Annotated in this window: 5 protein-coding genes; all 5 read left to right on the top strand. The window is 57.8% G+C overall.

Translation table 11 applies throughout. The features are described from left to right. Positions 1 to 82: 82 nt before the first annotated feature. Entirely contained in the window at positions 83 to 10,324 is a 10,242-nt protein-coding gene (locus QRN38_RS20995) for a non-ribosomal peptide synthetase (RefSeq protein ID WP_235814598.1), read from the top strand. Between the two features lie 36 nt (positions 10,325 to 10,360). Next, on the top strand, positions 10,361 to 12,712 hold the full coding sequence (locus QRN38_RS20990) for a methyltransferase domain-containing protein (RefSeq protein WP_057417922.1): 2,352 nt from the start codon (positions 10,361 to 10,363) through the stop codon (positions 12,710 to 12,712). 31 nt (positions 12,713 to 12,743) lie between these two features. Then, a complete protein-coding gene (locus QRN38_RS20985; protein WP_007243722.1) occupies positions 12,744 to 12,950 on the top strand; it encodes an MbtH family protein in 207 nt (68 codons plus the stop codon). Positions 12,951 to 13,096: 146 nt separating this feature from the next. Further along, positions 13,097 to 14,380: an MFS transporter gene (locus QRN38_RS20980; protein ID WP_057417921.1), complete on the top strand. Its 1,284-nt coding sequence runs from the start codon at positions 13,097 to 13,099 to the stop codon at positions 14,378 to 14,380. A 282-nt stretch (positions 14,381 to 14,662) separates the two neighbouring features. After that, a complete protein-coding gene (locus tag QRN38_RS20975; protein ID WP_010208950.1) occupies positions 14,663 to 15,148 on the top strand; it encodes an Lrp/AsnC family transcriptional regulator in 486 nt (161 codons plus the stop codon). The last annotated feature ends 20 nt before the right edge of the window (positions 15,149 to 15,168 follow it).

The following is a 15,168-nucleotide window of genomic DNA, read 5'->3' as shown; positions in this document are numbered from 1 at the left end:
TGTTCTCGCCGCATGTCATCACGCCATGCGCTGCATCAAGAACCGGACCTCTTGGACAGAGAACCAGAAGAGATTTCGAGTCATGTCAGCCGATCAATTCAGCACCTCCTTTGCTCAACAGCGTCTTTGGTTTCTCGAGCAATATGAACCCGGCACTGGCCTGTACAACATCCCGGCCGCCTGCCGGATCAACGGTGTGCTGCGGCTCGATATCCTTGAGCGCAGCCTTAATGCCATCATCGAGCGGCATGAAGCGCTACGCACCTCATTTTCCGTGGATAAAGATCTACCCGTGCAAGTGATCGTGCGCGAGGCGCCGGTGCTGATCAGGCCTGTAAAACTGGCGGCGCTCCTTGAACGGAACCTCACCCTGCAACAGTTCATGGATGATGAGGCGGCCAGCCCCTTCGACCTGACGCAGGCACCACTGATCCGCGCCACAGCCATCGAAGTCCGGGCCGATGAGCATGTCCTGCTGCTGACCCTGCATCATATCGTTGCAGATGGCTGGTCCATGAGCGTGTTGCTGGACGAGCTCAGTCGGCTCTACAACGCCGAGCTGAACGGCGTAGCCGCTGACCTTCAAGCGCTTGAAATACACTATGCCGACTACGCCGTCTGGCAAAGGGAATGGCTGCAGGAAGAGGTCGTGCAACCACAGCTGGATTATTGGGAGACTCAGCTCAAGGATGCGCCAAGCGTTCTTGAACTGCCGACCGACCGGCCCCGCCCTGCACGACTCGACTATGCGGGTAACCGGGTTCACTTCACACTTCCCGCCGAACTCGGAGCGCAACTCCAGGAACTCAGCCAACGCCACCATGTGACGCTGTTCACGACGCTGATATGTGCCTTCAATACGCTGCTGCTGCGCTTGAGCAATCAGCCCGATATCTGTATCGGGTATCCGGTCGCCAATCGCGGTCGTGCCGAAATCCAGCCGCTGATCGGCTTCTTCGTCAACACCCTCGTGTTGCGCAGTCAGATGAGCACGCAACAGACGTTTGCCGATTATCTGCAACAAACCCAATCGACACTGCTCGACTCGGACTTGAATCAGGACATCCCGTTCGAAAGACTGGTCGAGGCGTTACGCCCTGCCAGGGAGCTGAACCACTCGCCGCTCTTTCAAGTCCTGTTTTCTTTCTTCAACCAGGACCTGGCCGGAGGACTGACACTCAGTGGGACAACGTCCGGCACACTGGAGCAGAACTGCCGCTTCTCGAAGTTTGACCTGTCTCTGGAAATGAACACTCGGCAGAACACCCTGGGAGGCTTCTTCGAGTACCGGACCGCGCTTTATGACCAGGCCACCATTGAACGTATGAGTGGCTACTATCGTGTATTACTGGAATCCATTGTCGTCGACACCACTGCCCGTATCGGCGACCTCGAAATTTTGCCCCGGCAGGAACGGCTGTCCCGACTGGCGACCGCACCCACGCCTGCCCACACGCTCAGTGCAGATCAATGCGTACACGATCTGGTTCTGACCCAGGCACGGGCCACCCCTGACGCAACTGCGATTATCTGCGCCGGGCAGGAGGTGAGCTATCGCCAACTGGAGCTGCAGGCAACGGCCATCGCTGACCGATTGATTGCGCTGGGCGCGGGTCCGGAAACCTGTGTAGCGATCTGTCTGGATCGTTCGGTCACCATGGTGGCAGCGTTGCTCGGCACCTGGATGGCGGGTGCACATTATGTGCCGATGGACCCAGGCTATCCTCATGCCCGCCTGCTGCACATGCTGCAGGATTCCAAGGCTCGGATCCTGCTCAGCGAGCGCCCGTACGTGCAGGCGTTCAGCGCAGCAGCGGTACAGATTGTCCTGCTCGATGAAGTGCAATCGAACCCTCGTCCCTCTGATATCCGGCATCCCGTCGCCGCTCTGAACACGGCCTATGTGATTTACACCTCAGGCTCAACCGGCTTACCGAAAGGCGTTCAGGTGCCGCACCGGGCGGTCGTTAACTTTCTGCTGTCGATGACGAACCAGCCTGGCATAAACGCTGGGGACCGATTGTTGGCGGTCACCTCGATCTCATTCGACATCAGTGTCCTCGAGCTTTTCCTGCCATTGATCAGTGGCGCAAGCCTTGTGCTGGCAGACTCGGAAGCGGCGGCGGATGGACAGGCGTTGATCAAGCTGGCCATGCACCAGGATGTCACCTTCATCCAGGCCACACCTTCAACCTACTGGCTGATGCTGGAGGCAGGCTGGCCAAGCACGCTCAAGCTCAAAGTACTTTGCGGCGGCGAAGCGCTGCCACCTGTTCTGGCGCAAAAACTGCTGCAACGCAGCGACTCGGTATGGAACATGTATGGCCCGACCGAAACCACCATCTGGTCAGCCATCAGCCGTGTAACGGGCAGCGCTAGCACTCTGGGTCGCCCGATTGCCAACACCGTGCTGCGTGTCCTTGATGAGAACGCGCGCCTGTGTGCGACCGGCAGTCCCGGCGAACTGCACATCGGTGGCGAGGGTGTCGCCCGTGGCTATCTCGACCGTGCGGATCTGACTGCGCAGAAATTCGTGCCCGATCCTTATGCGTCAGGGTCAGGAGCACGTATTTATAAAACCGGCGACCTGGTCAGGTGGCTGCCCAACGGCGAAATCGAATTTCTGGGGCGCATCGATCATCAAGTCAAGGTCCGCGGGTTCCGCATCGAACTGGGTGAAATCGAAACCCGTCTGGTCAGCTTCCCCAGCGTACGCCAAGGGGCAGTGATCGTTCGGGAAGATCAGCCGGGCGACCAGCAGATCGTGGCTTACCTGTTGGTCGGTGAGCAATACGCCGCAGAGCCGGTACAACTGCGCCATCACCTCGCGCAGACGTTGCCCGGCTACATGATCCCGAACCACTTTGTGGTTCTTGAGCAATTCCCGCTGACACCCAATGGCAAACTTGATCGCAAGCGCCTCCCGGCACCCAACACCACACCGCCGGGTGCGAATCGTGTTCTTCCTGGCACACCGATGGAAAAGGCCGTAGCCGATATCTGGCAGCACGTACTCAATCTGGAAGGCGTCGGTATTACCGATAACTTCTTCGAGCTGGGCGGACACTCGATCCTCGCCACTCAGGTTGTTTCCCGGCTACGCAATACCCTGCAGATCGAACTCTCGGTGCGCACATTGTTCGAAGCGCCGACCATCGCGCAACTGATCGCAAGCCTCGGCTCGCCAACCGCTCGGCAGGCCCAATCCATCATCCCGCGCTCACCGTCGCAGGACCGTCAGCCGCTGTCGTACGCTCAAGAGCGACTGTATTTTCTGGATCAGTTCGAGCCTGCCAGCGCGGCCTACACCATCGCGCTGGCCCTTGAACTGAACGGCCCGCTGGAGGCATCGCTGCTGCACAGGTGTCTGGATGAGCTGATCCGTCGCCACGAGCCCTTGCGCACAACGTTCGTCCTGGACGCAGACGGAAAGCCTCAGGCACAGGTTCACCCCGAGGCGCTGAGCCAACTGGTCTATCGCGATCTGCGTCATCACTCGACGCCTTACCTGCTCGCTCAAACGCACGCCAATGCCGAAGCACAACACCTGTTTTCTCTGGAAAAAGGCCCATTGTTTCGCGCCTCGTTGTTACAGACTGGCGAGCAGCAACATATCCTGCTGTTGACCCTGCACCACATCGTCAGTGATGGCTGGTCGGTGGCCGTACTCGCCCGTGAGGTCATGGCCCTTTATCAAGCCTTTGCACAGGGCCAATCCTCGCCCCTGGCACCTCTTGATATTCAGTACGGTGACTATGCTGCCTGGCAACGCGAGTGGCAGGCCCCCATCGAGTTCGCGTCGAAAACCGATTACTGGTCCTGCCATCTGGCCCAGGCCCCGACCACTCTGGAACTGCCTACCGACCGGCCGCGCCCGGCGATTCAGACCTACCGTGGCAGGGTCATCAGTCGCTCACTGGGCAAAACGCTGTCCGCACGGATCGATGCCCTGAGCCAGGCTCAGGACGGCACGCCGTTCATGACGCTGCTGGCCCTGTTCAATGTCTTACTCAACCGCTACAGCGGCCAGCAAGACATTGTGATCGGAACCCCGATCGCCAACCGCACCAGACCCGAGATCGAGCCGCTGATCGGCTTGTTCGTCAATACCCTTGCCATGCGGATACGCCTGGAAGGCAACCCGACTTTTAGCGAACTGCTAGGACAGGTTCGCGACACCACGTTAAACGCCTATGCCCATCAAGAACTGCCTTTCGAAAAAGTAGTCGAGTCTTTGGCCATCCCGCGTGACATGAGTCGCTCGCCCTTGTTCCAGGTGCTGTTCGTCCTGCAGAACACTGCGCTTGAAGCAATGAACCTGCCAGGGCTGGAGATCGGAAATTTCGCGCTTGAGTCGACCACAGCCAAGTTCGATCTGACCCTGGAACTGACGCCCTCATCCGAGGGTTATCAGATGCGCTGGGAATACAACAGCGACCTTTTTGACGCTGACACCATCGAACGCATGACCCGCCATTTTGAAACACTGGCCCGCTCGGCGATCAGCGATCCGAGCCAACCCGCCCAGCGCCTGTCGATGATCACCGCGCAAGAAAAACAACACATCCTCCACGAATGGAACGCGACTCAGCAGGTTTATCGCCCATTGGCGGTGCATCAGTTGTTCACCGAAATGAGCGAGCCGTGCGCCGACTTGCCCGCAGTCATGTTCGGCACAGCGTCGATGAGCTATCGACAGCTGGAAGCACGTTCCAACCAATTCGCCCATTACTTGCAACGCTCGGGCGTCCTCCCCGGCACGCTGGTGGGCATATGCCTCGAGCGCTCGATGCATGTGCCTGTGGCGATTCTGGCTGTACTAAAAGCGGGGGCAGTGTGCGTGCCCATGGACCCGAGCTATCCGACCGAGCGCCTGCGCTTCATGGCCCAGGATGCCCATGCCGACCTGATCATCACCCTGACTACTTTGCGCCCGCGTGTCGAAGGCTGCAGCCATACCATCATCTGCATGGACCAATGCGCCGATGCCTGGCATGAGCCATCGTCAAATCCGGCCAGACCGCAAAACCTGCTTGACCTGTGTTACGTCATTTACACCTCGGGCTCCACCGGGCTGCCCAAAGGCGCGGCCCTGACTCACGAAATGCTGACCAATCTCGTGCAGTGGCAACTCACTGAATCGCGCCTGAGCCGAGGCGACAATACGCTGCAATTCTCGCCATTGAGCTTCGATGTGAGTTTCGACGAATTCTTCTCCACCTGGGCCAGCGGCGGCACGCTGGTCATGGTCAGCGAAGATACGCGCCGGGACCCCGTTCTGCTGCTTGAACTCATTCAGCGACAGAACATTGCCCGCCTTTTCATTCCCTTCGTTGCCCTGCAAGGCATTGCTGACGCTGCCCGGGATGTAGATAAACTGGCCTGCCTGAAGGAAGTCGTCTGCGGCGGCGAGCAACTGCAGGTCACTCAGGAAGTCGTCGACCTGTTTCAAAAACTGCCGGATGCCTTATTGCACAACCAGTACGGACCGACGGAGTCACACTTCGTCACCGGCTACCGGCTAAGCGGCGATGCCACGCAATGGCCGGCCCTCCCGCCCATTGGCAAGCCGTTGTTCAACTCGCAGATGTACGTTCTCGACGCCAGTCTGGAACCGGTTCCGGTCGGCGTACGAGGTGATCTTTACATTGCTGGCGTTCACTTGGCGCGCTGTTACTGGGAGCGTCCCGATATCACTGCCGAACGTTTCGTTCCCAATCCCCACAGCCTCTCGCCGGGCGCTCGTATGTACAAGACCGGTGATGTTGCGCGCTATCTTCCTGATGGAAATATCGAGTATCTGGGGCGCTCGGACCATCAGGTCAAGATTCGCGGCTTCAGGATCGAGCTGGCCGAGGTCGAACAGGCACTGATGGCCCAGGAAACGGTGGCAAGCGCCGCCGCGATGGTCCGGGAAGACCGTCCAGGGCTGAAAAAGCTGGTGGGTTATCTGGTCGCCAAAAGCGACTGCACGCTGAACATCGTGGACATCAAGGAACATCTGCGACGAACGCTGCCCGATTACATGGTGCCGACCACCTTCGTCATCCTGCCGACCCTGCCCCTGACCCCAAGTGGCAAAGTCGACAAACGCTCGTTGCCGCAGCCGGAAAACGACAACCACGAAAATCAATATGTTGCCCCCAGGAGCGACGCTGAACGACAACTCGCTGCCATCTGGGCGAGTGTCCTGAATCTGTCGCAGGTCGGTATCACCGATGACTTCTTCGAACTTGGTGGACACTCTTTGCTCGCCACTCAGGTGGTTTCGCGTATTCGCAAACAGCTGAATGTCGATATGGCGCTGCGCACCCTGTTTGAAGCGCCGACCATCGAACAATTGCTGCCGCGCCTGAGCACAAGCCCGGTAGCGACCCTGTCAGCAATCACCGCCACCAACACCGGCTCTGGCATGAAAGTCGCTTCCTATGCCCAAGAGCGTCTGTTCTTCCTGAATCGTCTGGATCGCTCCAGTACCGCTTACAACATTGCATTGGCGCTGGAACTGAACGGCCCGCTGAAAAAGCCGGTGTTGCAGCAATGCCTGGACGAGCTGATTCGACGTCACGAACCCCTGCGCACGACATTCGCCTTGCAGGAAGACGGCCAGGTGGTGAGCCTCGTTCATCCCCCGCAGCTCGATACGCTGATCTCTCTCGATTTGCGCCATACCGCTCAGCCGCTGTCGGTGGCTGAAAAACAGGTACGCGACCATGCCTCACAGTTGTTCTCCCTGGAAACCGGTCCACTGCTGAGAGTCCTCCTGCTGCAGGTCGCCGACGAGCACCATATTCTGCTGTTTACCGTGCATCACATCATTGCTGACGGCTGGTCGATCGCGCTGCTTACCCGCGAGATCATGGCGCTCTACCAAGCGTATTCGACAGACCAGGCATCACCGTTGCCGCCTTTGGAAATCCAGTACAGCGACTACGCCTTCTGGCAGCGCTCGTTACAGGCCCCAAGCGTTTTTGCAGCGCAGGTCGGCTACTGGCGACAGCAGCTGGATCAGGCACCTGCCCGCCTCGAGCTGCCGACGGACCGACCGCGTCCCGCGATTCAGACCTATCGAGGTCAGGCCGTTAACCATACATGGCCCCCAACCCTGTCCAAGAAGATCGATACGTTGAGCCAAAGCCTGGGTGTGACACCGTTCATGACCCTGCTCACCCTGTTCAGTCTGCTGCTGAGCCGGCACAGCTGCCAGCGCGACATCGTCGTCGGCACGCCCATCGCCAACCGGACCCGAACCGAGGTCGAACCCTTGATCGGCCTGTTCGTCAACACGCTGGCCCTGCGCACACGCATTGAAGGCAATCCGACATTTCGCCAATTATTGCAACAGGTCAGGAACACCACGCTCGGCGCTTATGCCCACCAAGACCTGCCGTTCGAAAAAGTCGTCGAAGCGCTGGATACGCCTCGGGACATGAGCCATTCGCCACTGTTCCAGGTGATGTTTGTGCTACAGAACACGGCGCCCGAGCCGTTGAAAATTCCGGACGTCGAGGTCCGGATCTTCGACATCGGGACCACCACGGCCAAATTCGACTTGAGCCTGGAGCTGACGCCCACGGCTCAGGGCTATCAAGTACGCTGGGAATACAACTGCGACCTGTTCGACGCCACGACCATTGAACGGCTGGCCGCACAGTTCCAGACCCTCGCTGAATCGGCCGTCCTTGATGCACAGAAAACGGTCGCAAGCCTTGACCTGCTTTCGGCCTCTGAAAAAAACAGGATGCTTGAGCAGTGGAATGCGACCAAGGTCAGTCATCGTCCGGTTGCAGCCCTTCATCATCTGTTTGAACAGCAGGTGGAACAGACGCCGGACGCCATCGCAGTAAGTTTCGAAGGCCAACACCTCAGCTATCGGGCACTCAACGAGGCCGCCAATCAGTTGGCCCACTACCTGATTTCGCGGGGTACCCGGGCGGATGATCTGATCGCAATCTGCATGGAGCGCAGCGTCGAGATGGTCGTCAGTCTTCTGGGAGTCCTGAAGGCCGGCGGCGCCTATGTGCCAATCGACCCTCATTATCCCGACGAGCGTATCGCGTACATGCTCGCAGACGCCGCACCTATCCTGACCCTGACCCAACGCAGCCTGCTGAAACTTACCGCGCTGCAACGGACCGACAGCCTGTGTCTGGACGAGCAGGCAACCTCGTTGGCACACCTGCCCAAGACCAATCCTCAGCGCCTGATAGACCCGGCCTGTCTGGCGTATTGCATCTACACCTCCGGATCGACAGGTGCGCCGAAAGGCTCGTTGAACAGCCATGAGGCAATCATCAACCGTATCCTTTGGATGCAGGACACCTACTTGCTGGATGCGACAGATCGGGTGCTGCAAAAAACGCCATTTTCGTTCGACGTATCGGTCTGGGAATTTTTCTGGCCACTCAGTGTGGGCGCGCGGATGCTGCTGGCCAAACCCGAGGGGCACAAAGATCCGCGCTACCTGGAGGCGCTTATCGAACGCGAGGGGGTGACCACGGCGCACTTTGTGCCCTCCATGCTCAGCGCCTACATGGCCTTGACCCAGGCCAGTCACACCCGCGCCCTGCGCCGGGTCTTCAGCAGCGGCGAGGCACTGTCCACCTCAGTGCAAAACGAGTTCTTCAAACGATACCCAGCCACACAACTGCATAATCTGTATGGACCGACAGAGGCTGCGATTGATGTCACCCATTGGCATTGCCAGGCCGGTGACGTCGGTCATGCGGTCCCGATTGGCCGCCCCGTCGCCAATACGCGTACGTACATTCTTGACGAGACGCTGCAACCGGTCCCCATTGGCGTGACCGGCAATCTCTACCTGGCCGGTGTGCAACTGTCCCGTGGCTATCTGAAACGCGTCGACTTGACGGCCGAACGCTTCATCCCAGACCCGCACGGCACGCCGGGCAGTCGCATGTACATGACCGGGGATACCGCTCGTTATCGTGCCCACGGTGAAATCGAGTATCTGGGACGCAACGACCAGCAGATCAAATTGCGCGGTTTCAGGATAGAACTGGGCGAGATCGAAATGCAGTTGTGCGCCCATCCGCAGGTCAGCCAGGCCGTCGTCAGTGTCAATACCAGCGATGCGGATAACCCCACCCTTACCGCCTACCTTGTGTGCAACGCGGATACACAGCCAGGTGTCGACGAACTCAGAGAATGCCTGGCCCGCACCCTGCCCGATTACATGGCAGACGTCTGCTTTCAGTTTCTTGACCACTTGCCATTGACGTCAAACGGCAAGGTCGATCGGCGCGCGCTCCCGCAGCCTGTAAGCGTGGTTCGGGACCAGGCCGTTCAACTGCTGGCGCCGAGAACTGCGTTGGAGAAAAGCGTGGCTGCGGTCTGGAAGAACACGCTGAATCTTGAGTTCATCAGCCTGAACGACAACTTCTTTCACGAAGGCGGTCACTCATTGCTGGCAATGAAAATGATCGATCAGGTCAACCGGGAGCTGGGGCTGGCGGCCCGCGTTCGTGACATTTTCGAGTCAGCCACTCTGGGCGCCTTCATCGAAAAGATCAGCCAGGGCATCGGCGAACGTGGTTCAAACCGTATCAGGCTCAAGCAGGGAACGCGCAGGCACCTCTTCCTGGTGCATGCCGTTGGCGGCGTGGTCTCGCCCTACATCAAGCTTTCGCAGTTGATGCCCGATGACGTGAGCGTACACGCCTTCCAGGCCGGAGGTCTTGAACACGGCACCGACGTCGTCGATACCCTGGAAAAAATGGCCGCGATCTACATCGAGCAGATGCTTGAAATTCAACCCGAGGGGCCGTACTGGTTGGGCGGATGGTCAATGGGAGGAGTGATTGCCTTCGAGATGGCCCGTCAGCTGGAAGCACTGGACAGGGAAGTACGCCAACTGCTGCTGATCGACGCGCCCGCGCCGGGCCACGCGGCACAGGAGCAGACCTGGCCGCTGGGTGCTTACCTGATGGACATGGCCCGTTCGCTTTCGGTCGACCTGCCACTTTCGCCCAGCGAAATGAACCAACTGATCGAGCATCCGGACCGGGACGTTCTGGCCATTGCAACCATGCGGCGCATCGGCGTGATCCCCGACAGCATGGACGATCAGCAGGTATCACGACGACTGCAGATCTTCTGCACCCATCAGCAGGCTCTGGAAGCCTATCGCCCAAAAACCGGCATCAACAGCAATCTGACGTTACTGCACACAGAAGAAAGTGCAGAGCTGCGGGACAAGTGGCGGCCACTCTGTGGGCAGTCCTTCAACGCCACCGGGTTCACGGCCGACCACTACAGCATTCTCGAAGCTGCCACGCCATGTATCAGCAAGCTCTTCAATTAAAACCGAACAGACAAGATGGTTTGATAAGGAAATTCCATGACCAACTTCAACATTGATTTCTACGCCCCGGCAAAAGAGCAAAGAGCCTCTACTCACAGTGCCATGGGCTTGAGCAGCGTTCCTCATCCTTCCCCGCTGTTTTTTGAAACGCCCTACAGCGAACTCTGGAGTCGGCATTTTGGTAGCGCAGTGGTCAGCCTCTCGGTTACCGCGGACCTCGCCATGCTCGCCGTTGCCTGTAAAAACCGGCAGTTGACGGTGTTGTCCCGTGACGGAGAGTTGCACTGGTCCCATCGGCTGGACGATGACATCACTGCAACGGCGATCGCGTCGAATCATCACGTCGCGGTGGGAACTCAACAGGCCTCGGATGGAGCCGTCGCTGTCTACCTCTTCGATGCCGATGGGCGGGAGCTGTTCCGGACATCGCTGAAGTCGGCGGTCTCGAGCCTCACGCACTCCTCTAATGGCGAACATCTCGTCATTCAGTGCAAGAACCAGGCGTGGTACATCGCATCGCGCGTGGCTGACACCTATCAATTGAGTCAGGCCAACGCCGAGGATGTGGCGCAGTCCAAGCGTAATGATGCCTTGCTGGCGGTCAAGGACCGTTTACTCAGTGAGCCGAACCTGTACCCCCACGCCGCAAGCGTAGCGGTGTCTCTGGAAGGCACGGCCGCCATCGGCTCGCTGGACGGCAAGATTCACCTTATCGACTGCCAGGGCAAGCCACTCTGGTCCAGGCAGGTGGACGGCGAAGTCTGGACTCTGGGCATCTCGGAAAACGGGGCGATCATTGCTTCCGGCTGTACCGACGGCACGGTCAAACTGCTTGCCAACCATGCTCACGATGCTTACAACCAATACATCCACGCGTTGCAGCACAGCGCCGAACGCTTGAAAAACACCGCAGAACAGCAGCAGGCGGTCAGCGAGATTCTGGCCAGTCTGAGCCAGACAGGGCTGGCAGTGTATGCGGTGAATTGGCTGCAGGAAGGGACGCTGCAACTGGCTCCCGATGCACTTGACGAAATCGTCATCAAACTGCTCAGTGAACAGGTGCAACGGTTCCCCAAACACTATGCCAGCCACTTTATTCTGGCCCAGACTTATCAGAGACGTCAGGACTGGCATCAAGCTGCGCGCCACTTCACATGGGCCGGGCAGAACGAGCGGATGAAACTGAAAAGCTTCACCTTGGCGGCAGAGAGCTTCCAGAAGGCAGGTCTGCCTTTCGCCGCCAAGTCGGCATACCGTCGGGCACGCGAATTGACCGTTACGGAGGAAGCGAAAAAAACCCTCTACACGCTGGGTCGCATCCATGAAGAACAGGGCTCGATAACGGACGCCCAGAAATACTATGAGGTGGTGTTTACCCTCAACCCTGACTATCTGGATGTCTGCGCCAGACTGCAGAACCTGAACAGCCCGCCCGCCACGCTCACTTCCCGGGCCGTCCCCGAAAACAAGGACTGGTACGCCAGCCTTATCCGGGAATTGCTCAGCCCGGTCTCGCAGCATGGGTTTGACCTTGCCCGGCAGGATAATCCCGCACACTCCAGAACTGCCCGACTCACCTCAGTCGCCGAGCACCGCAAGCGCTTGCTGTCGATTGTTTCCGAGTTTTCACTGGACAGCGTCGACAATACCGCCGATGCCAGACTCGGCTACGACGTCGCCGCGTATATGCGCTATGACTGTTCTGTCCCCGAGGACGAGGCGAAGAAATCGCTGGAACTGGTCAACATGCTCGACTGCATCAAACACTACGGTCCGTTCAGTAAAAGCCTGGACATCGGCGCAGCGACCGGCCGTTATCCAACGCTGTTGGCACAACAAGGTATCCAGGCATTTGGCGTTGACCTGGAGCCGATGGCCGTGGAGTTCGCCCGGAAAAAAAGCAACGGCGCGCTGAACCCTCAATTCCATCAGGGCGACGCGCGTGATCTGCCGTTCGAAAGCACCCAGTTCGATCTCGTCACCTGCATGATGGGCACCGCAGCGCATTTCCCAAGACAGGACGTCCCCACCGTCATGTCGGAAATTCATCGCTGCCTGGTGCCCGGAGGGTTCTGTGTCATCTCGACCTGGGACATCGAATGCCCGCACCTGACCTACCTCTCCATCTACTCTCACGAACAAAAAGAGCTGATGCGCCAGAACGCCATCAGCCGAGCCGACGTTAGCGAGATCGCTATCGCGCAAGGGTTCGTTGTCGAGGAAATCAGAGGCGTGGGCCTATTACCGGAATCGCTGGGCTACGAACTTGACCTGCAACAGGACGGCCCTGAGCGAATCAGGAATCTGTTGGACATGGACCTCGCCTTCCAGGCCAAATTTCCAGACCTGCATGGCCAGATGTACATGCTGATTATCAGAAAAATCTAACGATCACTGTTAAGTCCGAGGTAGAACAATCATGACCGATGAAGAAAAAAACCAGGGTGATTATCTGGTCGTCGCCAACGCTGAAGAACAGTACTCAATCTGGGCCGCCGATCTGCCATTACCCGGCGGATGGCAGTTCATGGGCAAACGCGCAAGCAAGTCCGAATGCCTGGAGTACATCAAAGAAGTATGGACTGACATGCGCCCTCTGAGTTTGCGGCAACGCCAGCAGGCCTGAGTCGGTTGCCGTGCGCAGGGGTTGTCATCGACAATGTCCCCCTGCGCCAGGCATGGCAGTGTTCACCTCCGCGTTCCGCTCTTCGGCCCTTTCGGGAATCCGTCGGATACTGAAGCTCACGCATGTTTCTCTAAAGGAATAGTCTGATGTCCGCGCCCAACCGCGTTTCTGAAAAGGTGCCCGTTTCCGACGACCGAGCCACTCTTCTGCTCTTGCTCATCGCATTCGTCGATGCGGCTGGTCGCGGGCTTTTTCTCGCCGGGGCAACGTTTTTCTACACTCAGGTTGTTGGCCTGAGCAATGTCGAAGTTGGCATCGGTCTGGCCTTGGCCGGCCTTTGTGGCCTTGTCTGCGCAGTTCCGATTGGCCGACTGGCGGATCGTCTGGGTGCCGCGCGCGTCTTGGCCTTTCTTCAGGTCTGGCGAATGGCAGGCTTTCTGATCTATCCCTTCGTGGATGAGTTCTATTCCTTCCTGCTGATTGCCTGCTTCATCGGCTGTGTCGAGCAGGCGGTCTGGCCAATCATCCAGACGCTGGTAGGTTCAGCGGTAACAGCGGATGCCTACGTGAAGACCATGTCCAAGGTCGCGATCGTCAGAAACGTGGCCTACATGTTGGCCGCCGGAATATTTTCCATTGTGGTCAGCTTCACGACCGGCCCCGGCGGCGTGATTGGCATGCTGATCGCCAATGCCATGGCGTTTCTGGTTTCCGCCATCCTGCTGGTCAGCGTAAAACTGCCCCATGTTGTCGCCAAGGCGTCTGACCAGAGCCAACCTGTGACCCCGCCCGCCCAGCCGTTGAAGAACCTGAACTTCCTGTCGCTGTCCTTGTGCAACGGTATTCTGTCACTGCATCAGGCCGTGATGACCATCGCCATTCCCCTGTGGCTGCTGACCAAGACACAGGCGCCCAAGTCTCTGATCGGCATCATTCTGGTCATCAACGGCATCATGGCGATTACCCTGCAACTGTCGTTCAGCAAGCGTGGCAATGAGGTGCTTTTTGCCGCCCGCAAACACTTGTACGCAGGGATAACACTGGCTCTTTCGTGCGCATTGGTTGCCTTCACCACGGCGGAACAACCCTCCTACCTGGTCGCAGGTATCCTGTTGTTCGCCTGTGTGGTCATGACGTTTGGAGAGCTGTGGCAATGCGCAGGTGCGTGGGGTATCTCGTACTATTTGTCTCCAGTCGAAAATCGCGCTTATTACCTGAGCATCTATGCCTTGGGAGCCAACCTGATGACCGTGATTTTTCCGGGGATCCTGCCCATCGCTGTCGTCGAGGCAGGTTCAACCGGCTGGATAGGCCTTGCTGTTGTCTTCGCCCTGGCCGGTGTCGCAACTCCCCTTCTCGTCCGATCTGCGAATCGCAAGGCTATTGCAGTCACGTCTGAAGATATTAGCGTCCACAGCACGCAGGCCTGACAGAAACCGACACGTATCGACACTGCCGCCGAGAGCGCAAGCGCCCCCTCGGCATTGCCTGCACGGTATACCTGCAACGGATAAATTGCTTAGTGTCGTACCTTATCGCCACCGGTATTAACGATTGTATGGGCAGCACCATGTAACAGATAAGCGACATTTTTCTTGATCCGAATGATGGCTTGTACGGTAGCTGAAAAATTTGCATCACCTTGAAATAAATGGTATCTATGCGCGCACCCAGGCTGTAACTGACGCTGCCTTCCAGAAAGGATTCTGTTTTTGAAAAAAAACTCTACGGCACTTGATGCAATAGATCTAAAAATCCTGAGCATCATGCAGGCTAATTGCCTTACCACCACATCAAAACTTGCGGAAGTTCTTTCCATGAGTGAGACACCGTGTTGGCGCCGTCTCAAACGCCTTGAAGACGAAGGGTTCATTGAAGGCTATCAAGCCATGTTGAACAAAGAAGCGCTGGGGTTTGAAGTCATTGCCTTCGTGCATCTCTCCGTGGACTTACACACGGAAGAAGTCACTCGAAAACTGGAAGAGAAAATCATCCTGTGCCCCGAAGTAGTGGCGCTTTACAATGTGACAGGGGATTATGATTTCCTCGTGAAGATTGTTTGCAAAAGCATCGCCTTATATACCGTCTTCATTGAAAAGACCCTGCGAAAGATTCCGTGCATCACCCAAATAAAAACATCGATCACCTTGCGCGAAGTGTATGACTCGAAACGGGTTCCACTGTCCGCGTATCTCTGAAGGTTTTCTGGACGGATGAA

Origin of the sequence: Pseudomonas sp. CFBP2511, from assembly GCF_030209255.1 — a bacterium.
GTDB classification, from domain to species: Bacteria; Pseudomonadota; Gammaproteobacteria; order Pseudomonadales; family Pseudomonadaceae; genus Aquipseudomonas; species Aquipseudomonas avellanae.
The sequence above is the reverse complement of the archived record's forward strand: the minus strand, read 5'-3'. Positions and strand labels throughout refer to the sequence as shown.

Coding starts and splice junctions, on each gene's coding strand:
- QRN38_RS20980 (WP_057417921.1), top strand. CDS start 13,097: ATGTCCGCGCCCAACCGCGTTTCTGAAAAGGTGCCCGTTTCCGACGAC.
- QRN38_RS20985 (WP_007243722.1), top strand. CDS start 12,744: ATGACCGATGAAGAAAAAAACCAGGGTGATTATCTGGTCGTCGCCAAC.
- QRN38_RS20995 (WP_235814598.1), top strand. CDS start 83: ATGTCAGCCGATCAATTCAGCACCTCCTTTGCTCAACAGCGTCTTTGG.
- QRN38_RS20990 (WP_057417922.1), top strand. CDS start 10,361: ATGACCAACTTCAACATTGATTTCTACGCCCCGGCAAAAGAGCAAAGA.